At 37.0% G+C, this 22588-nt stretch carries 23 protein-coding genes; 14 read left to right on the top strand and 9 right to left on the bottom strand.

Annotated elements, in window-relative coordinates:
• The first annotated feature begins 11 nt into the window (after nucleotides 1–11).
• The 6 genes from tsaB to fadD all read left to right on the top strand — a co-directional run bounded on the left by tsaB (nucleotide 12) and on the right by fadD (nucleotide 5346).
• Entirely contained in the window at nucleotides 12–713 is a 702-nt protein-coding gene (tsaB, locus tag H4J39_RS13990) for a tRNA (adenosine(37)-N6)-threonylcarbamoyltransferase complex dimerization subunit type 1 TsaB (RefSeq protein WP_182229033.1), read from the top strand.
• A gap of 66 nt (nucleotides 714–779) precedes the next feature.
• Nucleotides 780–1259: a hypothetical protein gene (locus tag H4J39_RS13985; RefSeq protein ID WP_182229032.1), complete on the top strand. Its 480-nt coding sequence runs from the start codon at nucleotides 780–782 to the stop codon at nucleotides 1257–1259.
• Nucleotides 1260–1323: 64 nt separating this feature from the next.
• Nucleotides 1324–1986, top strand: coding sequence for a M50 family metallopeptidase (locus H4J39_RS13980; protein ID WP_182229031.1), 663 nt, complete (start codon nucleotides 1324–1326; stop codon nucleotides 1984–1986).
• Nucleotides 1987–1991: 5 nt separating this feature from the next.
• Nucleotides 1992–2570: a Slp family lipoprotein gene (locus H4J39_RS13975; RefSeq protein ID WP_182229030.1), complete on the top strand. Its 579-nt coding sequence runs from the start codon at nucleotides 1992–1994 to the stop codon at nucleotides 2568–2570.
• A 15-nt stretch (nucleotides 2571–2585) separates the two neighbouring features.
• The gene (locus H4J39_RS13970) at nucleotides 2586–3452 is read left to right on the top strand and encodes an alpha/beta fold hydrolase (protein WP_182229029.1); all 867 of its coding nucleotides are present in this window, start codon (nucleotides 2586–2588) and stop codon (nucleotides 3450–3452) included.
• Nucleotides 3453–3681: 229 nt separating this feature from the next.
• Nucleotides 3682–5346 (top strand): long-chain-fatty-acid--CoA ligase FadD, encoded by a 1665-nt coding sequence (gene fadD, locus H4J39_RS13965; RefSeq protein ID WP_182229028.1) that lies wholly within the window; start codon nucleotides 3682–3684, stop codon nucleotides 5344–5346.
• A 74-nt stretch (nucleotides 5347–5420) separates the two neighbouring features.
• Here the strand turns inward: fadD and H4J39_RS13960 are convergent, their stop codons facing one another.
• On the bottom strand, nucleotides 5421–6161 hold the full coding sequence (locus H4J39_RS13960; protein WP_182229027.1) for a YciK family oxidoreductase: 741 nt from the start codon (nucleotides 6159–6161) through the stop codon (nucleotides 5421–5423).
• 270 nt (nucleotides 6162–6431) lie between these two features.
• On the opposite strand from H4J39_RS13960, the gene H4J39_RS13955 reads away from it, so the two are divergent.
• Nucleotides 6432–8852: a VolA/Pla-1 family phospholipase gene (locus tag H4J39_RS13955; RefSeq protein ID WP_182229026.1), complete on the top strand. Its 2421-nt coding sequence runs from the start codon at nucleotides 6432–6434 to the stop codon at nucleotides 8850–8852.
• A 181-nt stretch (nucleotides 8853–9033) separates the two neighbouring features.
• Nucleotides 9034–10095 carry a protease SohB gene (sohB, locus tag H4J39_RS13950; RefSeq protein ID WP_182229025.1) on the top strand — a complete coding sequence of 354 codons (1062 nt, stop codon included), beginning with the start codon at nucleotides 9034–9036 and terminating at the stop codon, nucleotides 10093–10095.
• A gap of 173 nt (nucleotides 10096–10268) precedes the next feature.
• On the opposite strand, the gene H4J39_RS13945 is transcribed toward sohB, so the two are convergent.
• Complete coding sequence (locus H4J39_RS13945) at nucleotides 10269–10538, bottom strand: hypothetical protein (protein ID WP_182229024.1); 270 nt, start codon at nucleotides 10536–10538, stop codon at nucleotides 10269–10271.
• Between the two features lie 296 nt (nucleotides 10539–10834).
• Here H4J39_RS13945 and H4J39_RS13940 point away from each other — a divergent pair, with 296 nt between their 5' ends.
• Genes H4J39_RS13940 through rlmM form a run of 4 tightly spaced genes read left to right on the top strand, consistent with a single transcriptional unit; the run spans nucleotide 10835 to nucleotide 13968 of the window.
• Nucleotides 10835–11749 carry a transcriptional regulator GcvA gene (locus H4J39_RS13940; protein WP_182229023.1) on the top strand — a complete coding sequence of 305 codons (915 nt, stop codon included), beginning with the start codon at nucleotides 10835–10837 and terminating at the stop codon, nucleotides 11747–11749.
• Nucleotides 11733–12413: an alpha/beta family hydrolase gene (locus H4J39_RS13935; RefSeq protein ID WP_220462209.1), complete on the top strand. Its 681-nt coding sequence runs from the start codon at nucleotides 11733–11735 to the stop codon at nucleotides 12411–12413. Before H4J39_RS13940 ends, H4J39_RS13935 begins: the two co-directional genes overlap by 17 nt.
• Nucleotides 12410–12856 carry a DUF423 domain-containing protein gene (locus tag H4J39_RS13930; protein ID WP_182229022.1) on the top strand — a complete coding sequence of 149 codons (447 nt, stop codon included), beginning with the start codon at nucleotides 12410–12412 and terminating at the stop codon, nucleotides 12854–12856. Before H4J39_RS13935 ends, H4J39_RS13930 begins: the two co-directional genes overlap by 4 nt.
• Before the next feature lie 23 nt (nucleotides 12857–12879).
• Nucleotides 12880–13968, top strand: coding sequence for a 23S rRNA (cytidine(2498)-2'-O)-methyltransferase RlmM (gene rlmM / locus H4J39_RS13925; protein WP_182229021.1), 1089 nt, complete (start codon nucleotides 12880–12882; stop codon nucleotides 13966–13968).
• Nucleotides 13969–14132: 164 nt separating this feature from the next.
• Here rlmM and H4J39_RS13920 read toward each other — a convergent pair whose 3' ends face one another.
• The 6 genes from H4J39_RS13920 to queF form a co-directional block, all read right to left on the bottom strand.
• Entirely contained in the window at nucleotides 14133–15140 is a 1008-nt protein-coding gene (locus H4J39_RS13920; protein WP_182229020.1) for an isocitrate dehydrogenase, read from the bottom strand.
• Nucleotides 15141–15345: 205 nt separating this feature from the next.
• Entirely contained in the window at nucleotides 15346–15723 is a 378-nt protein-coding gene (locus tag H4J39_RS13915) for a DUF3192 domain-containing protein (protein WP_182229019.1), read from the bottom strand.
• Nucleotides 15724–15836: 113 nt separating this feature from the next.
• Nucleotides 15837–16637, bottom strand: a complete 801-nt coding sequence (xni, locus tag H4J39_RS13910; RefSeq protein ID WP_182229018.1) for a flap endonuclease Xni — start codon at nucleotides 16635–16637, stop codon at nucleotides 15837–15839.
• Between the two features lie 10 nt (nucleotides 16638–16647).
• Nucleotides 16648–17988, bottom strand: a complete 1341-nt coding sequence (gene ppnN, locus H4J39_RS13905; protein ID WP_182229017.1) for a nucleotide 5'-monophosphate nucleosidase PpnN — start codon at nucleotides 17986–17988, stop codon at nucleotides 16648–16650.
• A gap of 104 nt (nucleotides 17989–18092) precedes the next feature.
• Nucleotides 18093–19691 (bottom strand): GGDEF domain-containing protein, encoded by a 1599-nt coding sequence (locus tag H4J39_RS13900; protein ID WP_182229016.1) that lies wholly within the window; start codon nucleotides 19689–19691, stop codon nucleotides 18093–18095.
• A 190-nt stretch (nucleotides 19692–19881) separates the two neighbouring features.
• A complete protein-coding gene (gene queF / locus H4J39_RS13895) occupies nucleotides 19882–20745 on the bottom strand; it encodes an NADPH-dependent 7-cyano-7-deazaguanine reductase QueF (protein ID WP_182229015.1) in 864 nt (287 codons plus the stop codon).
• A gap of 60 nt (nucleotides 20746–20805) precedes the next feature.
• On the opposite strand from queF, the gene syd reads away from it, so the two are divergent.
• Complete coding sequence (gene syd, locus H4J39_RS13890) at nucleotides 20806–21366, top strand: SecY-interacting protein (protein WP_182229014.1); 561 nt, start codon at nucleotides 20806–20808, stop codon at nucleotides 21364–21366.
• Between the two features lie 6 nt (nucleotides 21367–21372).
• On the opposite strand, the gene H4J39_RS13885 is transcribed toward syd, so the two are convergent.
• Entirely contained in the window at nucleotides 21373–21690 is a 318-nt protein-coding gene (locus H4J39_RS13885) for a hypothetical protein (RefSeq protein WP_182229013.1), read from the bottom strand.
• A gap of 183 nt (nucleotides 21691–21873) precedes the next feature.
• Here H4J39_RS13885 and H4J39_RS13880 point away from each other — a divergent pair, with 183 nt between their 5' ends.
• Entirely contained in the window at nucleotides 21874–22257 is a 384-nt protein-coding gene (locus H4J39_RS13880; protein WP_182229012.1) for a DUF3192 domain-containing protein, read from the top strand.
• Nucleotides 22258–22588 lie beyond the last annotated feature (331 nt).

The raw sequence follows: 22588 nt of genomic DNA, 5'->3' as shown, positions 1-22588 counted from the left end.
GAGAGAATAATTTGAATTTTTTGGCAATAGACGCTTCAACTGAAGCATGTTCAGTCGCATTAACCTTTAATAACCAAACGATCAGTGAGTTTGAGTTAGCCCCACAATCACACAGCTTACTCTTACTGCCGATGATTGACCGCTTACTTAAAAAAGCAGATATAAAATTAGCGCAATTAGATGGGCTTATTTTTGGACAAGGACCCGGAAGTTTTACAGGGGTACGAATTGGCGTTGGCGTTGCACAAGGTTTAGCTTTTGCGGCAGACTTAAAAGTTGTTGGCGTGTCAACGTTACAAGCGATGGCGCAAAAGGCTTATAGATTGCATCAACAAGTTGAGGTCATTGCGACTATTGATGCCCGTATGTCAGAAGTTTATGCAGGTTATTATCAGTTAAATGCACAAGGTATTATGGAAGCTGCCCTTAATGATACGGTGTTACCCCCTGCCAAATTAGCGGAGTATTTGAGTGGCTGTTTAACTGAAAATCAACAAGTTTATGGTGTTGGTACAGGGTGGGACGCTTATAAAACACAACTTGAAGCCTTAAAAATTAATGCTGGAACGCCAGAAATAATTTTTCCTCATGCGGAAGAATTGTTAGATATTGGTCAGTACTACTTTTCAAAAGGAATGGCGGTAAGTGCTGAAAATGCGCAGCCTGTTTATGTACGTGATACCGTTTCATGGAAAAAACTGCCAGGTAGATAATTGATTTTATTTTAAGAAAAACACAAAAAGTTTTGTGATTTCACAAAACTTTGGTAAATTTAAAGAATGCAAATAAATAGTGCAAGTTCGTACACGCCCCAATCAAGCGGATCTTTGTCGGTTGATAACCAAAATCAGGTTGCTGAGCAACGTGACCGTTTTCGTGTACAAGAAACGCAGCAAAGCACTGAGCAAGTAGAAAAAAGTAATAAGCAAAGTGCGCAACAAACGCAAGAGCAAAGCAAACAAGCAGCCCAAGTTGAGCGTTTTGATATTGATGAGCAAGCACTTGCTCTAGTTGAACAAGCCCAATTCGAAAACCAACAAGCACAGCTCAACCAAAGTTCACCTCGAACATCTTTACAAAGTAATAATGCTTTTTCAAGTCAAAGTAACCCGCAAAATGCTGATAAGAATGTTAGCCAAGCGAGCTATGACTCCCCATCAAAACAAAACCAAACGGCAATTGCGGCATACTCTTCAATAGACAATATTGCTCAACGTGAGAGTATTAAGCAGGTGTTTGGTGTTGATTTACTCGCGTAACAACCGCGCTGAATCACTTTTTGTCATTTTATAATTTATCTTCAAATATAATGAAAAATACAATATGAATACTCAATCGTTACCTTTCTCGACAAAATATCGCTTTTGGCTGATATTGTGTGCTGCCTTGATTTTAAGTCAAATTCCGATTATTTCGATTCCTTTTAAGTGGCTTGAAAGCTATTTTCATGAAATCAGTCATGGCTTGGCGGCTTTATTTACCGGCGGCTCTATTGTACGAATTCAATTGTTTTCGAACGGAGCAGGGCTGTGTACGACTCGTGGTGGTATGAGTTTTTTGATTAGCTTTATGGGGTATGCTGGCGCGGCATTATGGGGTATGGGCATTTATTATATTGCCACTATGCACCAACGAATAGCCCAAATATTGAGTGGTATTATTGCTTTATTGTTGCTAACAACTCTTGTTTTTTGGGCGAGAGACTTATTAACGTTGCTCATTATCACCGTTTTATTAGCGTTAGTTGTGTTGAAGTTTAAATACAGTAAATTAAGTTACTTGCAGGTAAGTTTACAATTAACAGGGGCACTTATTTTACTCAATAGTGTAAAAAGCCCTTGGTACTTGATTGATGGACGAAATATTGGTGATGGTGCCGCATTGTCACAACTCACTGGCATACCTGAATTTTTATGGGTGGTTGTATGGTTTAGCATTGGTGTTGGTGGTATTGTTTGGTTAGCAAGAACGTCTAAAAAAAGGTAAATATGATGAAAAAACGTAATCTACTATTAATGTTCCCCTTGTGGGTAAGTGCCTTATTTATGAGTGGTTGTACATCAGTTCCAGAAGCTTTACAGGTATCTGAAGAGACAGTGCTGACAAATTTTTCTGTTGTTCGTGATAATACAAATAGTGAACAGGGCAAGCTCGCTCGCTGGGGCGGTGTCATTGCTAAAGTGACTAATAATGCTAACAACAGTATGCTGGAAGTTGTTTACTTTCCACTAAAATCATCAGGTAGACCTAAGCAAAGTGATCAAACACAGGGACGTTTTCGTGTTTACTTTAAAGGGTTACTTGATCCTATGATTTATAAAGAGGGTCGAAGTATAACGGCTTTAGGCAGTGTTGCAGTCTCAGAGGAAGGAAAAATTGGCGAACACGAATATAAGTATCCTGTGCTGAAATCGTCGTATATACATTTATGGAAAGACATTCAGAAAGTTGATGTAAGTATGACGCATAACCCTTTTTGGTACACCCCTTCGTTCTGGCATTATCAGCGTCCATCGTACTATCCTAGAAGCGTAATTGTGCGTAAAGTTTCAGCTCCAGTTAAAAAATAAACAGTTACCTTTTTTATGATAAATAAAGTTGAAGAAATTAGTTTTAATTTAGGTGAACTTACCCTGGCTGGTTTGGCTTTTGGCGATAAAAATGATGAGTTGTTGCTTTGCCTGCATGGCTGGTTAGATAACGCCGCTAGCTTTTTACCATTAATGCCTTACTTAAAAGGTAAACGTGTTATCGCATTAGATTGGCCAGGACATGGATTGTCGTCTCATAGAAGTGCAGATGCTCATTATCACTTTATAGATTATGTTTATGATTTGTTACTGCTGTGGGAGACAAATCAATGGAAAAAAATTGATATTGTTGCTCATTCAATGGGCGGTATGATCTCTTCTGCATTTTCAGCGGCTTTTCCTGAAAAAGTTAAATCATTAACCTTACTTGATTCTATTGGCTTTATGAGTAGTGATGCACAAGAAAGCACTGAGCATTTGCGTAAAGGGATGCTCAGTCGTTTAAAGAATAATACAGACATAACATCCATATCTAAAAAGAAGAAAGTTCATCCAAGTCTTAAATCTGCTGTTAATGCTAGGGTTCAAGTGTCTGATTTAAGTTTTGAACAGGCAAAGTTGCTTGTTGAACGAGGTATCATTGAAGAAAAGAACGGTTTTATTTGGCGCTCTGATAGTCGTTTAAGAAACAGTTCTGCGTATCGTCTAACTTTAGGACAAGCGAAACAATTTATTCAAGATATTTCCATTCCTGTACAATTAATTTATGGTGATAAAGGTTTGTCTTTTGTACAAAGTGGTTTGAAAGAATTTGCGCCTTTGTTTAGTCAATTTACCAGTCATAAACTAATGGGGGGACATCATTTTCATATGGAAAACCCTGAGGCGACCAGTAGACAAATTTTAGAGTTTATTAGCTGATTTTTTCTAATATTAGCTATTTATTAAAGAGAAAGCTGTAAACCCTTACAAAAATTATAGACATCAGACCAGTAATCACGTAAAAAGAAAATTCAAACATCCGTTTTAATAATTCAAATAATTAATATAGAATAAAATGACGAATTCGATTAAAAAATAAAACTAAAAATATTAATCGAATAAAACCAATAATCGTCTAAAGTTAAGCTATTAATAGAGGAGTCGTAAAGTGCAACAAACGCAAAAAATTTGGCTTGAAAAAAGTTACCCACCTGGTGTCCCATTTGAGATTGACGCAGATAAATACTCCTCGTTATCTGATATGTTCAATAAATACGTTGACCTTTATGCTGAACGTACTGCCTTTATTAATATGGGTGCAGAGATAAATTACCGAGATTTAGAAATTCAATCAAAAGCTTTTGCTGCTTATCTGCAACATGACTTAGGGCTAGTTAAAGGCGATAAGTTCGCTATTATGGTGCCAAACTGTTTGCAGTATCCAATCGCATTATTTGGTGCTTTGCTTGCTGGCTTAACGGTTGTCAATGTTAACCCGCTATACACTGCTCGTGAACTTGAACATCAATTGAAAGATTCTGGTACTAAAGCGATGTTGATCATTGAAAACTTCGCAAGTACCTTAGAAAAGGTGATTGATAATACCTCTGTTGAACATGTCATTCTTACGTCATTAGGCGATCGACTAGGTATGGTAAAAGGCGCAGTTGTTAATTGTGTTGTTAAATACGTTAAAAAAATGGTCCCCGCTTTTAAGCTTGCTAATCCTATTCGATTTAACAAAGTTATTTCACAAGGCCTGCTAAAAACGTATAAGCCTGTTGATCTTTGCGGTGAAGATCTCGCCTTTTTGCAATATACCGGTGGTACAACCGGCGTTTCAAAAGGGGCTATGCTGACCCATCGAAATATGATTGCCAATTTATTACAAGCGAAAGCCGCAATAAAACCATTAATGGAAGATGGTAAAGAACTCGTTGTAACCGCTTTACCGCTTTATCATATCTTTGCATTAACGGCCAACTGTCTAACTTTTTTGACGTTAGGTGGTACCAACTTGCTGATCACTAATCCTCGAGACATGCCAGGTTTTGTAAAAGAACTCGCTAAATATCGCTTTACAGCAATAACAGGTGTTAATACTTTATTTAATGGTTTGTTGAATACACCAGGATTTAATGAACTTGATTTTAGTGCTTTAAAAATGTCACTAGGTGGTGGCATGGCCGTGCAACGCTCTGTAGGTGAAGAGTGGGAGCGTGTTACGGGTACGCGTTTATTAGAAGGGTATGGTTTAACAGAATGTGCACCTTTAGTGACATTATGTCCTTATAACCAAAAAAGTTATAGTGGTAACATTGGTCTGCCTGCTTCATCAACAGATATACGTATCATCAAAGATGACGGTAGTGACGCAGAAATAGGTGAACCAGGTGAAATGTGGGTTAAAGGCCCGCAAGTTATGAAAGGCTATTATCAACGTGAACAAGAAACAGCTGAGATCCTTAAAGAAGGCTGGTTAGCGACAGGTGATGTAGCGTTTATGGACGATAAAGGTTTCTTTAAAATCGTTGACCGTAAAAAGGATATGATTATTGTTTCAGGCTTTAACGTTTATCCAAATGAAATTGAAGAAGTGGTGATGATGCATGAAGGTGTATTAGAAGTTGCTGCTATCGGTATTGAACATGAAGCAACAGGTGAAGCAGTAAAAATATTTGTTGTTCTTAAAGACAAAACGCTTACAGATAAAGATCTTATTAAACATTGCAGAGAAAACTTAACCAGTTATAAAGTACCTAAGCATGTTGAGTTTCGAGATGAATTGCCAAAAACAAATGTCGGTAAAATTTTAAGACGAGAGCTAAGATAACGCGTTAATACACTTATAAAAATGTATGCATAAAAAAGGCTGCAAGTGTTCAACACTTGCAGCCTTTTTTAGTTTTACTTTTGTGCGTTAACACGTTGTCCGTTAACCGACAAACTATCAGTCGTCATTAAATAAACATAAGCGGGCATAATATCTTTTGGTTTTGCTGAATCATGCTCACTTTCTCCTGGGTAAGCAATACCACGCATTGGTGTGCGCGTTGCACCAGGATTAATAACATTAACCCGTAATGTGCTTGTTTCGTATTCATCTGCAATGACTTGCATGAGACCTTCAGTGGCAAACTTAGACACACTATAAGCGCCCCAATAAGCTTTACCTTTGTTACCGACACCTGAAGTGGTAAACACTAATGAGGCATTGTCACTGAGTAATAATGCAGGGATTAACGCTTGCGCCATTAAATGTTGAGCCGTTACATTGACTTGCATAACGTCTTGCCAAATTTGTTCGTGCACCTGAGTGTAAGGGGTAAGTTCACCAAGTATTGAAGCATTAAGTAATGCCCCATCAAGTTGTCCAAACTGATCCACAATTGTTGAGGTCATATCAATATAGTTTTGTTTCGACGCACCTTTTAAATCGAGTGGAATAATGGCCGGTTCAGCTGAACCTTGAGCAATTATCTCGTCGTAAACTGATTCTAACTTAGCTGTGGTTTTCCCTAATAAAATAACAGTAGCGCCTAATTCTGCATACGTTAATGCGGCTTGACGGCCAATACCATCTCCTGCGCCGGTGACTAATATTATTTTATTGGCTAAAGAGTTCGCTGTTATTTGATAATTAAACATAGTTTGAATACAAATTATTTGAAGGAAAATATGGGCGGTAATTCTACTACTTCGACCTATTGACTGACGAGTAATATTTGAATTTTTTATCTAAAATAATATTTAAAGCTATAATAAAACAAAAAACCGCTAGCACTTAGGCAATTCTTGCGTTAAGTTTAACTGGTCGAACAAGTTAATTTTGTGATCGAAATATCATAAATTTACTCATAAATAAAAAATAAAGCATAAAAAGCTAAATAATATAAAGCTCGTCTGTGGGGAGATAAAATGAAAAAGCTCGTACTTAGTGTTGCTATTGCCAGTATTCTAGGATTAACAGCATGTGATGATGAATCAATTAAAGATGTTCAAAAAGAAGTGGTTGATAACGGCAGTGCCGTAACAGCAACCGCTCGTGTTAAATTTGACCCAAGTGCTGGCGCTGCCGGACTTTCTATTCCAAATGACTTGATTTTTTCTGGTACCAAAGACGGTACGTTAGAAATTCCTGTTGCAGATCCAACTGATGGTTCAGACCCTTTTGTAGCCATTAGTGCACTGGACGGTTGGTCTATTTCTCAGCCTTTTCCTTTAGCGATTGAATTCCCTACGGGTACCTCTTTAGATGCAGCTAGTGCTTCAGAACCTGCATCGGTAAGAGTTTTTGAAACAATTATGGGTGGTGATGCGAATGACAGTGACTGTACTGCTGTAACGCGTGGCCTTGCCTGTAAAGTTGTTGGTGAGCTTGTGTTCATGCAAGATTTTGTTACGCAAAAATCTGGCGATAATGTTTTATTTGTTCCGATCCAGCCGCTTAAAGCAGAAACGACCTATGTTATGGTAATGACGAACAATCTTCGTGATAACAATGGTAAAGCTATTGCGGGTTCAACTACCTATGAATTAGCACGTCAAGATATTAATACTTTACCACTAGGCAATGCATCGCAATTAGGTTTACAAGCTGCAATTAATAGTTATGAGGCTGCTGTAGTCGCAGCTGGGGTTAGTAGTGATACTATTGTTTATACCGCAGCAATGACAACACAATCAACGACGCGAGTATTAAGCACGGTTAAGTCTTTGATGGCCGCTGGTGTACCTCAACTGCTTGCTAATGCTCAACAAGGAATTCCTGCTATTGGTGTAGCCGATACAGGAATGTCAGTAGCTAACGTTTTAAATGGCTTAATTCCTGAAAGTTTAATCCCATTATATTCAGCTGCAAATTATATTCGTGGTTCAATTACACTTCCTTATTACTCTGGCGTACCTTCAGCTGAAAACCCATTAGCACCTGTTAATGACTGGTGGCGTGCTCGTTGTGATTCTGGTGCTACACTTGCAGGCTTAGCAGCAGCAAACCCAGCGGCGATCCCTGCTGATGCGTTAGATGCAAATGATGGTTTTTGTATGAATTTCGGTTTGCGAGATTTAAGCTCAAGCGCAAATCCAGCATTAGCCACTCTTGATACCGAACGTAATTTAACTAAGTTTAACCCTATTCCTGCAACAAGCGCGATGTTGCCCATTGATGTTCAAATGACCACGCCAGATTTAGCTTGGGCTAATCCAGTGCGTGCAAGCATGGGCTTACCGGCATTAGAAGTGCCTGAAAATGGTTGGCCAGTAGCGATTTTAGTTCATGGCATTACTTCAACCAAAGAACAAATGTTACCGATCACCGGTATATTATCGGCATTTGGTATCGCAACTATTGCGATTGATCAGCCATTACATGGTAGCCGTGGTTTTGATTTAAATGGTGACGGTATTGACGAGATCAATACTTCTACAGTGTCGACATTACACTATGTTAACTTAGGTAGTATGTTAACTATGCGTGATAATACTCGTCAAAGTACGGCTGATTTATTAGGTTTACGTTTAGGCATGAACTTCTTAGGCGGTGCTGACAGCGATGGTAATCCAATTAAAATCGATAGTTCTAAAGTACACCTTTTAGGTCATTCATTAGGTGGTATATATGGAATGAATACGGTGGGTTTAGCAAACACTGAGTTAAATCCACAAATCGATGGCTTATTTAAAATTGCCAGTACCTCTTTAGCGATGCCTGGTTTAATGTTAGCTAACTTTGGTTTAGATTCGCCAGCATTTGAAGGCTTAGCTAAGTCTAATTTAACCTTACAGTTGTCGCCTGGTTTTGCTGCAGCAGTTGCAGCAAGATTACCTGCTGATTATACTCAAACCGAACTAAGTGCTTTCTATTTTGCTTTCTATGATGCTTTAGAACCTGAAGATAAAGCAACCTTAGACGCAGGCTTTGCACAGTTTACGTTTGCAGCGCAAACCGTAACAGACTCAGGTGACCCTATTGCATATGTTCAAGCATTAGCGGCAACACAAACACCTACTCACTTTATTGAAGTTGTTGGTGATGGTGCTGATAACCTTTCAGACCAAACCGTGACGAATAGAGCACCGTTTACCCCTATGGGCGGCACTGAACCTGCAATCGCTTTATTGGGCTTACAAAGTGTTAGTGAAACAACTGAAGGTTCTGGTGTGGTGAGATTTGTTCATGGACATCACAGTTCAATACTTGATCCCCGTGCCAACGCAGCTTCACCTAGTGTAGAGCTAAGTGCTCGCGCTACACAAGAGATGCAATCGCAAGTAGCCGTATTCTTTGCGACGATGGGACAATTAATTCAAGTAACTGATACAGCCGTTGTTAAATAACTTTAGCAATAATTAAAAAAACCCTCTTAGGAGGGTTTTTTATTGCCTTTTTTATAGCTTTTTAGTTTCTTAACTTTATTTATGCAGAACATGCCCCATATACCTTATAGATAAATTAATAAGTTAACTTGAAATCTCATAAGTTATTGAATGGAACTGAAGTTAATATTAGGAGAAAATATTGGAATTTTTATACGAATATGGCTTGTTTTTAGCTAAGGTAGTGACCTTTGTTATTGCTGTTGTAGTAATTGTTGCACTCATTGCATCGTCAGCGATGAAGCAGGGTGGGAAAAAAGGTGAATTAGAGCTTACCGACTTATCCGAAGAATTTAGTGATGTAGAAGAAGATATTATTCACTATTTATTATCAAAAGATGAGCTTAAAGAAAAAGAGAAGAAAGATAAGAAAGCAGCAAAAGAAAAAGCTAAGGCTGATAAAAAGTTAGCTAAAACTCAAGGTGATAATGAAGATCTTAGCCCTAAAGCTGAACCTCGAATTTTTGTGCTTGATTTTGACGGCAGCATTGACGCACGAGAAGTCAGTGGGTTACGCGAAGAAATATCAGCAATACTAACCGTAGCAACACCTGAAGATGAAGTGTTTCTTCGTTTAGAAAGTGGCGGCGGCATGGTGCATGGCTACGGCTTAGCGGCTTCACAACTCGATAGACTTCGCCAGCACCAGATTCCATTAACGGCTTCGGTTGATAAAGTCGCGGCAAGTGGTGGCTATATGATGGCCTGTGTTGCTAACAAAATAATTTCTGCACCATTTGCTATCCTTGGTTCAATAGGTGTTATTGCGCAGGTGCCTAATTTTCATAAGTTACTCAAGAAAAACGATATTGATTACGAGCAGTTTACTGCAGGTGAATTTAAACGCACTGTTACCATGTTTGGTGAGAACACCGATAAAGGTCGTGAAAAATTCTCTGAAGAGTTAGAAGAGACTCATGTGTTATTCAAAGATTTTGTTCGTGAACACCGCCCAAGCTTAGATATTGATAAGGTAGCAACAGGTGAGCATTGGTTTGGTAGCACGGCGAAAGAGCTTGGTTTGGTTGATGAGATACAAACCAGTGATGACTTTTTACAGTCACGCAGTAAATCACATCAAATAATTGCTTTGAAATATGTAATTAAAAAGACCTTAGCTGAAAAGTTTTCAAAAGCAGCTTCAATGTCTGTTGATACTATTTTTAGTAAACTTTGGCAAAATAATCGTATATTCCCAAGTTAATTCGTATGTAGTGATTAAGATCTAAAAAAGGATGCTTGTGGCATCCTTTTTTGTTTTTCGTTTTACACTATTATAAATTGATGCATTTAAAATACATTACTTTACGAGAAGTTCTAGAGAAACTACTGTTAAAGCTTAAGTGATAGAGTAAAATTTTAAGCGATACTAAACGCTTATTCAGCAACCGACAGTGACTTTGTAAAGCTTTGCTTATCTGCTTGCTCTAAGTCGTTAATCTGTTCTATCTGAGCGTTAATAACAGTTTTAGCTAAGGTTATTTTGCTACTTTCAAATTTCATTGAATCAGCTAAGCTTTTTTGAGCGGCTTCGATGATTGAAAAGTGTGTTACGGTTTCTACTTCTACTAATTCGATAGCCTGAACTTGTGCTACCATCATGGTTGTTACTAATGTTAATGCTGCGATTTTATTTAAAACTTTCATAGGGTCACCTTTAATTTAAACGTTATATCCATATAGATGTTCTGGGACCTTTTCTTACTTAATTCTTGAATATGGGTTGGGAATCACATCCAATAGTTAGCCCAATGTTTTTGGGATAAAGATGAAGTCCTTCATCTATGAAGCGAATTCTACGTTAACACTGGCAACTTTTAAAATGACAATTTATAATGTTTCTCATTAGAAAAACTAATGAAAGATAGTTATTTATTATTGTTGGTTATTTATGCATTCTTTTTGAGTGTAATTATAAAATAAATTATAAAAAAAGGTGAAACTTGTCTAATAGACTCCCTCCACTAAACGCTCTTAGGGCATTTGAAGCCTCAGCAAGACAATTGAGTTTTACGCGTGCGGCTGAAGAATTATTCGTCACTCAAGCCGCTATTAGCCATCAAATAAAATCGCTAGAAGAGTTTTTAGGCATAAAGTTATTTATGCGTAAAAATCGTGCTTTGCTGTTATCTGAAGAAGGTCAGGCGTATTATCTCGATATTAAAGATGTTTTTAATGCAATAAATGATGCGACCGAACGTTTGTTAGCACGTGGTGAAAAAGGGGCAATAACGGTTAGTACCCAACCTAGCTTTGCTATTCAATGGCTTGTACCAAGGTTAAACGCTTTTTATGCTTTACATCCAGACATTGATGTTCGGATTAAAGCGGTTGATCAACCAGAAAACTCGCTTACTGAAGATGTTGATGTCGCTATTTATTATGGACGCGGCCATTGGGTAGACATACACGCAGAGCAATTACAAAAAGAATATCTTGTTCCTGTGTGTTCACCTCTACTTTTACAAGGTAAAAAACCACTCAGTAAAGTTGAAGATCTCGTTAACCATACTTTATTGCATGATACTTCTCGTCGAGACTGGAAGCGATGGTTCAAACAAGTAGGTGTTAAAGCCACGAATGTTAATCATGGGCCTATTTTTAGCCATTCCGCTATGGTTGTACAAGCGGCATTACATGGACAAGGTGTTGCGTTAGCCCATAGTTTCCTTGCCAAACCAGATATTGCTGCTGGAAGGCTTATCTGTCCCTTTGATGAGGTACTAGAAAGTAAAAATGCTTATTATGTTGTCTGTCGTGGGCGGCAAGTAGATATCGGCAAAATCGCCGCTTTTCGCGAATGGGTTCTTGATACCGTCGCTCAAGACTTAGAAGAATTAAATGACCAATATGACTAGTACAGTAGAACATCCCATTTCAACGATTAATAATACGGTATCAACCGCCAAAGCTTTTATTATTTTTGCTCATGGCGCGGGCGCTGATAAAAGTCATGAATTTATGGAGCAAGTCAGTCGTGCTTTAAACAAGAAAAATATAAATGTATTACGATTTAATTTTTCTTATATGGATGTTCGTTTAGCGGAAGGTAACCGTAGACCTCCCGATAGAATGCCAAAGTTATTACACTGTTTTGAAAAGGTTATTAACGAATTAGATACCCATTTGCCTATTTTTCTTGCGGGTAAATCAATGGGAGGCAGGGTTGCCGCTACATTGGCAAGCGATAAAACATTAAAGGCTTTGGGAGTGATGTGTTTAGGTTATCCATTTCATCCTCAGAAACAGCCTGAAAAATTAAGGTTAGCGCCTTTGCAAGAAACACAAAAACCTATTTTAATTTTGCAGGGATCACGTGATGCTTTAGGTAATAAAGAAGAAATATTGGGATATGAATATTCATCGCATTGCCGTTGTGTATTTTTTGAAGATGGCGATCATAATTTAAAGCCACGGATAAAATCAGGCTTTACTCATATTCAGCATATAGAAAAAGCGGTTAACGAAATGGTGAACTTTATTGATGAGTCTCTAGAAGCCAATCAGGTATCGCTCGCATGAAAAATAGCAATAATAACTTTTATGCGAATTACTTAAAGGTCATCATGATATTTATTGGTATCAGTGGCTGTTTTTCTGTATTATTCGGCGCTTGGTTTGCCCATGCTGGGGTGAACATGCCAAATGAAGTACAATCACGCCTTGCTCACGCATTGCAATATCAATTTTTTCATACTTTAGCACTGTTTTCTGTGGCAATTTTTTTGCAACTGCTAACACGTAAGCATTATGCTGCTAAAGTTATTAATCTTTTATATTTATCAGCGAGTTTTTTTATTGTTGGGATTTTACTTTTTAGTGGTGTTTTGTATATAAAAACATTTTTTGATTTTACCACGATCGGAAAAGTTGTTCCTTTTGGTGGTATATCATTTGCGCTGGGTTGGTTGTGTATCAGCTGGGCGGGAATTAATAGAACTGTGCACAATTCAAGCACAGATTAAGATCGTTTGTAGGTAACATAGTTATGACCTCTATTATATTATATTGTCGCCCAGGCTTTGAAAAAGAGTGTGGTGCAGAAATTCAAGAAAAAGCCTCATGGAATGAAATATTTGGCTATTTACAGCTGACTAAAAATGAAGGTTTAGTATATTTTCATTTAAATAACCCCGAAGACGGTGAGGTTTTAATGAAAAACATCCCATTGCGACGCTTGATCTTTGCTCGCGATTGGTTTGTTACGGTAACTGATAAAATTGATCTACCTGATTATAATCGTGTTGAAGCTATTACTGAAGTATTAGGTAATGAATGGCAATATGCCGATTTACGTATGGAAATGCTTGATACAAACGAAGGTAAAGAACTTTCAAAGTTCTGTCGTAAGTTGTCTGTGCCATTACGCCAATCATTACGTAAGCATAAAATTCTTACGGAAAAAGGGAATAACGACGGCGCGATTTTACATGGCTTGTTTTTAAGTGGTAAAGAAGCCATATTTGGCTTTTCACTTGCAGATAATAGCTCTGTTTATACGATGGGTATTCCAAGATTGAAGTTTCCCAGCGCTTCGCCAAGTCGTTCAACACTAAAATTAGATGAAGCTTTTTTACACTTTGTTCCTCGTGACGAATGGGATGAACGTTTGACATCAGGGCTTAATGCGGTTGATTTAGGCGCTGCTCCTGGCGGCTGGACCTATCAATTAGTACGCCGAGGCATGATGGTTACCGCTATTGATAATGGCGCTATGGCTGAGTCATTAATGGATACAGGGCAAGTTAAACACCGCATGATGGATGGCTTTAAATACATACCGATGAAAAGAAATGTTCATTGGTTAGTTTGTGACATGATTGAAAAACCACAACGTGTCGCTAAGCTAATGGCTGAGTGGCTATTAAATGGTTATTGTAAAGAAGCTATATTTAATTTGAAGCTGCCGATGAAAGGCCGTTATCAGGAAGTCACTAATGACTTACAAATAATTAAAGATGCTTTTAGTGAACATCAAGTAAAGTATGAACTTTATGCTAAGCACCTTTATTATGACCGTGAAGAAATAACAGTACATGCAAGGTTATTATCTCCTCCTCCATTGAAAGCAGAGTAAGATTAATGACAGAAACTAAGTGATTTTATCTGTGTTTTAAACAGATCACTTAACGAATGTAGTGAGGGGCATTTTTGCTTAACAATAAAAAAACCGACATCATGTCGGTTTTTTATTATTTTTAGAAAACGACTCAGCGCCAACTCTAAATAGGTAGTGAAGCCTTATAGGCGTTCTAGTACCGCTTCAGTAAAGTCAGTTGTACCATGTGTACCGCCTAAATCACGAGTAGTTCTATCACCACTGGCAATAACATCCGTAATAGCATCACGAATATTACGTGCTTTATCACCCATATCTAAATATTCTAACATTTGAATAGCTGCTAGGATCACTGATGTAGGGTTCGCTAAATTTTTGCCAGCAATATCTGGAGCACTGCCGTGAACGGCTTCGAAAATTGCACAGTCAACGCCAATATTAGCGCCAGGTGCCATACCTAAACCACCAACTAAACCTGCACATAAGTCAGATAGAATATCGCCAAATAAATTGGTAGTAACGATTACGTCGAACTGTTCAGGATTCATCACTAATTGCATACAACAATTGTCAACGATCATTTCTGTTGATTCGATTTGAGGGTAGCGTGTGGCAACTTCTCGCGCTACTTTTAAAAACAAGCCTGAAGTTGATTTTAAAATATTTGCTTTATGAACAGCGGTTACTTTTTTACGGCCTTCTTTTATTGCTGTTTCGTAGGCAAATGTAAGAATACGTTCTGCACCTTCTCGCGTGATTAAGCTTTTAGCTTCTGCAACTTCACCATCTTCAGAGAGAATTTGCCCTAAGCCTGAATACATACCTTCAGTATTTTCACGTACGGTAATTATATTGATATCTTCGTAGCGGGCTTTGGTACCTTTAAACGAAATAACCGGGCGAACATTGGCGTAAAGTTGAAAGTGTTTACGTAAAGTTACATTAATAGAGGTAAAGCCTTCACCAACGGGTGTTGTAAGGGGACCTTTAAGTGCAATTCTATTTTTTTGGATGAGCGCTAGTGTACTTTCAGGAATTAAGTCACCATGGTTTTGGAGAGCGGTAAGACCAGCATCTGCATATTCATACTCAAAACCACATCCGGCTTTGTCTAGAATTTTAATCGTAGCATCGATAATATCGGGACCAATGCCATCGCCAGGAATTACTGTTATGGTTTGTGTAGCCATTTTTTTGCCTTTCAAAAGAGTTTATCAAGTTAGGAAACGGGTGCTGTTATAGCACGCTGTGCGAGTGTAATCTATGATAAAACCTTTCATGCCATATACATTATAAGGTTTTATCTTAGTGGATTTTATAGCAGCTAGTATAGATGATCGTTTAATAAAACGTTATTAGACTTTTGTTTTATTAAGCCGGCTTTAAATTAGCCAATTATAGCTGCTGAAATTGTTCATAAGCAGTGTTGCCAATGGCAATAAGTGAGCCATTTTTAAATAACAGTGCTGTGCATTCATCTTGAGTGGTAAACCCGTCAGATTTTACGTGTTGAGTACGATAGAAGGTTACTTGAAAACTATCTTCATCAATTTTTTTCGCTTCGGTAATATCTGGGCTGCCTAATTCTTCTATTGCTTGTTCAAAATTAAACTTTTCTAATGTTAATTTACCAATATACTGCTTGTTATATGATTCACGATCACCCCATTCCATATCAGAAGGACTGTCATCATAAAAGTTTACCACTAGTGCAACAAAAACACCGTAAATGGCTAATGCTATTAATATACGAGAGACAACTTTCTTATTCATTTATTACAAATTCCATTAAATTATTTCTCAACAGCCATCGATAAAGCTTAAAGTAGCTCATTATTGTAGTCAATTTATATAAAGTTTAACACTGATTTTATGCTGATATAACCCTAAGATGAAAGTCGAATATCTTTTAAGTTAAAACCCAGAGGTATGTCTTTTTTTAGGGTGAAGAGGTCTCGGCTCAATGCTATTTGTTCTTTGTGTTCAACGAGCTTATTAGCCAATGTTGCTTTGAGATCTGTTGCTTCAAGTATGCACTTCAATGAGCCATACTTGTTCAAAAGCTGTGCTGCTGTTACTTGTCCTATACCGGTAACCCCCGGTATTTTATTAGTATTGTCACCGGTTAATGTCCATAAATCCATTAATTGCTGTGGTTTAACGTTGAATTTACTTAGCACAAAGTTAGTATCAAGGTGACGACGATTAAAGTGGTCGTAAACACCAATATGCGGGCTAAGTAACGAGAGGAACCCTTTATCGGTCGAAACAATCGTCACGTTTTGATCTTTTAATGCCATCTTTACCGCTAAAGTCGCAATAATATCGTCAGCTTCATCTTCTTCAGGAATTAATGAGTCGACTTGTTGTTTCATTAATTCATCTTGAATATTAGACAGGCTTGTTGCTAAATGCTCAGCCATCTTTTTTCTGCCTTTTTTATAATCAGGGAATAACTCATAACGCCAACAAGGTTTTTCACTGTCAAATACGGCTAAGGCATGACTCGGTTGGAGGTGGTCAAGTATTTTACTTAAAGCTTGTCCGCAAGCTTTTTGAGTATTAAACAGGACTTGTTTTTTAGTATTTTCAGCAAGCTCGTTATTAAAAAGAAAAGGACGCTCCTGAACAGCGTATATTCTTCTGATTAAATTCAACGCATCAATTAATACAAGATGTGCGGACATTCATTTACCCTTAAATTACTTTATAACACGGTACATATTTACTACCTGGTAACTTCATTCGTTGTTGTTCAACAAATGAGGTAAGTAAATTATCCATCAGTTTCATTATTTTTTTATCACCCGATATTTCAAAAGGACCATTATCTCTGATCGCCTTAATACCGTGTGATTTTACATTACCCGCTACTATAGCAGAAAAAATACGCCGTAAGTTTGCCGCTAACGTAGCTTTGTCTAAATCGTAGTTAATAGGGAGGTTAGCAATGTTTTTATGTGTGGGTTCAAAGGGCTGTTGAAAATCAGGTTCGATGACAAGTGACCAGTTAAAATGGTAAGCATCACCGGTTTTTTTGCGGTACGTTATTACTTCATTTAATTTATGGCGCATAGCCTTCGCAACAGCAATAGAATCGTCAACAATAATTTCATAAAGGCTTTGCGCCTTTTCACCTAAAGTTGCCGCAATAAAGCGATCTATTTGTATAAAATATTCAGCACTCTCTTTGGGGCCCGTTAAAATAATAGGTAGTTTTTGAGCCTGATTTTTGCTATTTAACATAATACCTAAAATATAAAGCAATTCTTCAGCTGTTCCTGCACCACCTGGGAAAATAACAATACCATGTGACATTCTAACAAAAGCCTCTAAACGTTTTTCAATATCAGGCATTATGACGAGTTCATTCACAATAGGGTTTGGAGGCTCTGCAGCGATAATACTGGGTTCTGTTAAGCCAATATAACGACCATTTTTGTTTCGTTGTTTCGCATGGGCAATGGTCGCTCCTTTCATCGGTCCTTTCATTGCGCCGGGGCCACAACCGGTACAAATATTGAAACCGCGCAACCCTAATTGATAACCAACCTCTTTCGTATATTTATATTCATTATCATTAATTGAATGCCCCCCCCAACAAGTAACAAGATTAGGATCACTTTCAGGAATAATGACATTAGCATTACGAAGAATATCAAACGTTAGATCGGTAATTTGTTGGGTATGATGAGCATCGGCTTGATATCTCTTATGTGTAAAAAGAATATCACGTAAAACGGCAGACAAAAGCTCTTGAATACCCTTTATAATTTTGCCATCAACAAAAGCATCATTGGGTGGATTGGTTAAAGCGAGTTTAACACCACGTTCACGACGTAATACTTGAATTTGGAAATCTTGAAACTTTTGATATATCTCTTCTGCATCGTCAGTATGGCTTCCGGCATTTAATACTGCGAGTGAACAGTTTCGATAGACCTGATATGTTTTACTGTTTGCCGATTGTTGAAGTTGCTCTATTTCTGACTGAGACAACAGGTTCATGTTGCCAACAGGATTTATTTGCGTATGCATAATTGAGTTCCTTTACAAAAATTTAAAGCTTATAGCTTGAAATGAGCTAAGATCATTAGCTGTTCAGGATAAGAGTGTAGAAAAAGTAAAACTTTAGACGTTGGCTATATATAAACTACGGTGTTTTTTCCTTTCTCTTTTGCTTGATAAAGTGCACCATCGGCACGCTCAAAAGCCATGTGCACATTGTCATCTTGTCGAATATGGCTAGCGCCCATAGACATAGTGATTGAGACTTTAGTATTTTTAAATTTAAAGGGTAATTTCGCTACCTGTAAGCGCAATATGTTGAGCCTATCTATTAATTTTTCTTGATTGAACCCCGAAAAGATTAACACAAATTCTTCTCCGCCGTAGCGGGCAATAAAGGCTTCATTACCAATATGCTTCTTAAGCGTACTTGAAATGACTTGTAGTGTTTTATCACCGGCTGTGTGGCCATAGGTGTCATTAATGCGCTTAAAGTTATCCAGATCCATAACAACAATAGCTAATTCGAATTTTTTATTATGATAACGTACAATTTCTTTGGCGAAGTATTCATCAAAGGCAGCGCGGTTATTTAGCTGGGTTAACGCGTCTTGTAAACTTCTTGCTTGCTGTTCTTGAATACGTTTTTCAAAACGTTGGCTTTGCTTTTCTAATAACTCAACTTTTTCAGTCATTGATGATAATTGGCTGTGTAAAGATTCTTGTTGTTCACGTTCGAAGGTTGTTTTCTTCTCTAATGTGCCAGCAATGACGCGTAACTTTGCATTAATATCAACTTTGATGTCGGCTAGCGACGTTGCTTTGTCTAGACCATTCGCCATGTCTACTATTTGCTTTTGCAGCTGCTCATTTAATGAACTATGTTGTGATTGAGTTGCTTTACAACTGGTTACTGCCGTCTTTACTGCCGACTGAACCGTTGTTAACGTCTCACTTAATGTTGAAAGAAATATTTTTGCAGTATTTCTTTCATCGTTTAAATCTTCAATGATCACATCAAATACGGTTAATAAATTATGTAATAATTTATTGTTAGATATGTCTTTATTGAGCTGAGATTTAATAATAGCGATGTCTTTTGCATGATTGTCTGAAACGGCTAATCCGGTAATTATTTTTTCAAAGCGCTTTATGTATTTAAGATCTGCAGTATCGCTAAGAGCAACTGTTTTGAGCGTTGAATTTGACTGGTTTAATATTCCTTCAGTAGTGACTGTTGCCTTGTTTTTTGCTGATAAAGCCATATCGTAAAACTCTAACAGTTGACTTAGTAGTGGCACATATTGGACTACTGCATCTTTTGGATCCTTTGACTCTGTAATTAAGCTGCGCAACTTACGCCTTAAGTCGGCAGGTAATCCATTAATTTTCTGTAAAGCTAAACCAGCAATATGGAATCTTTCGTGTAATAGATTGAGATTAGTCGCATTCACTTGAGATTGTTGTTGTAGAAGAAGCGATGTCGATGCTATATGTGATTGAATTTCAGGAAGAGCGGCCGATTTTTTAAGTAAAAGTCGTAACTTTGACAACTTATTATCTAACGTAATATCCATGCCTTCGCAAACTAGAGAAAGCTTTTCTATAAACTTTATTAACAGTGAGGATTGTGACTTAAGGTCTGTCTCAATTTCGGCACGTGACGTAATAGCGAGTTCGAGTTTTTTCTTCAGTAAAATCATTTCTTTGCTGGCTGCTGAGTTATTGCTCATAAAAAACTGTCTTCCGTAAAGTGCTTTATTGGTTTAGTGAATTTAATAGATTAAATTTTAGTATAGCGACTAAATCGCATTAATTATAAAAAGAACACTAAATTATAAATAATATAAATTAATATTAAACCTTAGATAACAAAAAGTCAGTATCAATAATGACTTATAATTGATTTAACTCAAATAATTGCTATTGCCTGAGTGTTCTTCCGGTGGGTGCGTGTAATTTAGCCGTAGAACGAAATGGATTTATATCTAACCCCCCTCGTCTAGTATAACGAGCAAAGACAGTAAGCTCGGTAAGTTGGCAATACTTGGTTAAATCGCAATATATTCTTTCGACACATTGTTCATGAAATTCATTGTGTTGCCTAAATGATATTAAGTAAGCAAGAAGTGCTTTTTGTGAAATTTTTCGACCACTATATTGAATGTAGATACTTGCCCAGTCAGGTTGATTAGTAATTAAACAGTTAGATTTTAATAAGTGACTGACTAAACTTTCACTTTCTACTGTTTGTTCTTCAATATTAACATCAACCAATAAAGTAGGATCAAGTTGATAATTTTCAACATCTAGGTCTACATCATCTATACAGAGTGTCTTTTCAGAAAATATCTGATGATTAATATTAAGTGCAGGACAATTATCGACAGGAAACAGCTTTACGAAGGCAAGACTACCCGATGTATTTGACAGGTCTTTGACTAAGCGACTTTCAACGTCTTGCCAAGATGGAAATCGACTCTGATTAAAACTGTTCAAATAGAGTTTAAATGATTTAGATTCAACTATATTTGGGCTGGTGCAAGGAAAACGAAATTCAGCAACCGCTACAACTGGTTTGCCTGAGCTATTTAGCCATGAGATTTCATAACCATACCAAACATCTTCACCCATAAAGGGTAAGTTATCTGCTGAAATAGCTAAACTGTCTCTATTCAAACTTCGTGGTACCGCTTGTAAGAGTTCTGGGTTATATTCACTACAATAACTCGTAGTTTTTCCAAGTGTTAATTGGCTTAATACTTTTGCGTTTTTATAATTTGTCATAAAAGGGCTAGTTCAGTCTATGGCTATTTTTCGTTACATTTTAAAGGATCTTTTTAGCAGATGAAATCATCACCTTGCGAGTTAATGCAATCTTTATCATTATTTTCACAAAAATATTTATCACAATACCAAGAGCGTTACCAGCATTTACCACTTATTGAAAAAGATGAACAATGGCCTTCTCCTTGTTTATCAGATGATTATGATGAAAATCATCAGTACTGGCAGCCATTTGATATAATTGAACCGATAAATTTTGATAATGTTGAACAAGCATTAGAAGTTACTATCCATACCGATTTTAAAACTTATTTCACCACGTTATATAGCGATACTTTAGATGCTAGTTGTGATGATGGTGCATTGTCTTTACTTTTTGCTTGGAGTAAAGAGGATTTTCAACGCTTACAAGAGAATGTGATAGGGCATATTTTAATGAAGCAAAAACTAAAACAACCGCTAACGTTGTTTTTTGCACTGACTGATGATGAAAATATGATCCTAAGTGTTAACAATGACAACGGAGAGATTTGGGTTGAGAAAGTAGGGTGCGAGGCGCATAAAAAAGTTGCCGACTCCCTTACGTGTTTTATTCGTATGTTAACCCCACGAATTCCTTAACCATTATTATTGCTGCTTTGTTAAGTTAATTACTAAGGCTTTTAATTGTGCTAATTCTGCTTCAATAGGCTGTAATGCTTTTGCTATAGCCTGTTCTATTTCTGGAGAAAGAGAAGTAGAGGTGGATTTTTTTCTTAAAGCCTCTTTAGATTCAATCTCTAATTCAACAAGCTGAGGATCATGTGTCCAATTTCTTAATGTTGTAATGATCGTAGGCAATGAAATTGGTTTTCTTAATTTCGTTTTAACTAATGCTACGGTTGGTTTTTTACCTTGGTTAGCCAGTTGATTTGCGATGATTGTTATTTCGTCAGTTGTCGTCATAAAATTACTTTTAATTGTTAAAGAGGCTATATTTTAGTGAATATCACAGGTGATTGTTAATTTACTTTTAGTGATTTTATATTAATCGTAACTATATCAATTACTTGAAAATATGGTTTGACCCTTGCTATTAGCTGAATAGCTTTATTAATAAATATTCAAAAAATACATAAGGGAAAACTCATGAGAAAATCTATTATAGCATTACTTATTGCTGCGCCTTTAACTTTATCCCTATCAGGATGCGTGATTGCTGTTGGTGGTGGTGATGAAGGGCATTCAATGTCAACATCCTTTGGCGATCGCGAATATGAAAATCGTAAACAAATCGCTAAAATTCAATTAAACTCTCGCTATGACGATGTTAAAAATCAACTCGGACTTGCCGACTTTAATGAAAAATATCAAATGGATGGGAAAGAAATAAAGGTTCTTTTTTATCGTACACATCGTGTTCACAAAGATGATTTAACCACTAAAGATGAGTGTACATATTTACATTTTATTGATGGTGTTTTATTAGAAACTGGCAACGGTGCAGATTATAGACGGAATATTTCAGGCTAATATTTGGGAATATTTCAAGTTAATATTTCAGGTTAATATTTGGGGATATTAGCCTGGCAATATCATTAATGGTGAACGAAAAAATTAATGTATACGAACAGTTAATCGTTATTAACAAATGGCATGTTTAATTTGGCTTTGCAATCAAGTTATTGTCATTACTTAGTGTATTGTCGACAATGATTTTCTGTCGCTAACCTTACTGTTTATCTGATTTTTTCAACAATAATCTGTTTACTTTTAGATGTTTGTCTCTATAAGGCTGGTTATAAAGTGTTCGAGTATTGTTTGACCTTATTCGTTTTTTACTGCTATGGTTATCAAATAAAAA

It is taken from the genome of Colwellia sp. Bg11-12 (genome assembly GCF_014076955.1).
In the GTDB taxonomy this organism is placed as follows: domain Bacteria; phylum Pseudomonadota; class Gammaproteobacteria; order Enterobacterales; family Alteromonadaceae; genus Colwellia_A.
Note: the sequence above shows the minus strand (reverse complement) of the source record. Positions and strands in the feature narration are given on the sequence as shown.

What these genes read in the sequence shown, in the direction of transcription:
- H4J39_RS13985 (WP_182229032.1), top strand. Translation starts at nt 780, where the DNA reads ATGCAAATAAATAGTGCAAGTTCGTACACGCCCCAATCAAGCGGATCT.
- H4J39_RS13980 (WP_182229031.1), top strand. Translation starts at nt 1,324, where the DNA reads ATGAATACTCAATCGTTACCTTTCTCGACAAAATATCGCTTTTGGCTG.
- H4J39_RS13975 (WP_182229030.1), top strand. Translation starts at nt 1,992, where the DNA reads ATGAAAAAACGTAATCTACTATTAATGTTCCCCTTGTGGGTAAGTGCC.
- H4J39_RS13970 (WP_182229029.1), top strand. Translation starts at nt 2,586, where the DNA reads ATGATAAATAAAGTTGAAGAAATTAGTTTTAATTTAGGTGAACTTACC.
- H4J39_RS13960 (WP_182229027.1), bottom strand. Translation starts at nt 6,161, where the DNA reads ATGTTTAATTATCAAATAACAGCGAACTCTTTAGCCAATAAAATAATA.
- H4J39_RS13955 (WP_182229026.1), top strand. Translation starts at nt 6,432, where the DNA reads ATGAAAAAGCTCGTACTTAGTGTTGCTATTGCCAGTATTCTAGGATTA.
- H4J39_RS13945 (WP_182229024.1), bottom strand. Translation starts at nt 10,538, where the DNA reads ATGAAAGTTTTAAATAAAATCGCAGCATTAACATTAGTAACAACCATG.
- H4J39_RS13935 (WP_220462209.1), top strand. Translation starts at nt 11,733, where the DNA reads ATGACCAATATGACTAGTACAGTAGAACATCCCATTTCAACGATTAAT.
- H4J39_RS13930 (WP_182229022.1), top strand. Translation starts at nt 12,410, where the DNA reads ATGAAAAATAGCAATAATAACTTTTATGCGAATTACTTAAAGGTCATC.
- rlmM (WP_182229021.1), top strand. Translation starts at nt 12,880, where the DNA reads ATGACCTCTATTATATTATATTGTCGCCCAGGCTTTGAAAAAGAGTGT.
- H4J39_RS13920 (WP_182229020.1), bottom strand. Translation starts at nt 15,140, where the DNA reads ATGGCTACACAAACCATAACAGTAATTCCTGGCGATGGCATTGGTCCC.
- H4J39_RS13915 (WP_182229019.1), bottom strand. Translation starts at nt 15,723, where the DNA reads ATGAATAAGAAAGTTGTCTCTCGTATATTAATAGCATTAGCCATTTAC.
- xni (WP_182229018.1), bottom strand. Translation starts at nt 16,637, where the DNA reads ATGTCCGCACATCTTGTATTAATTGATGCGTTGAATTTAATCAGAAGA.
- ppnN (WP_182229017.1), bottom strand. Translation starts at nt 17,988, where the DNA reads ATGCATACGCAAATAAATCCTGTTGGCAACATGAACCTGTTGTCTCAG.
- H4J39_RS13900 (WP_182229016.1), bottom strand. Translation starts at nt 19,691, where the DNA reads ATGAGCAATAACTCAGCAGCCAGCAAAGAAATGATTTTACTGAAGAAA.
- queF (WP_182229015.1), bottom strand. Translation starts at nt 20,745, where the DNA reads ATGACAAATTATAAAAACGCAAAAGTATTAAGCCAATTAACACTTGGA.
- syd (WP_182229014.1), top strand. Translation starts at nt 20,806, where the DNA reads ATGAAATCATCACCTTGCGAGTTAATGCAATCTTTATCATTATTTTCA.
- H4J39_RS13885 (WP_182229013.1), bottom strand. Translation starts at nt 21,690, where the DNA reads ATGACGACAACTGACGAAATAACAATCATCGCAAATCAACTGGCTAAC.
- H4J39_RS13880 (WP_182229012.1), top strand. Translation starts at nt 21,874, where the DNA reads ATGAGAAAATCTATTATAGCATTACTTATTGCTGCGCCTTTAACTTTA.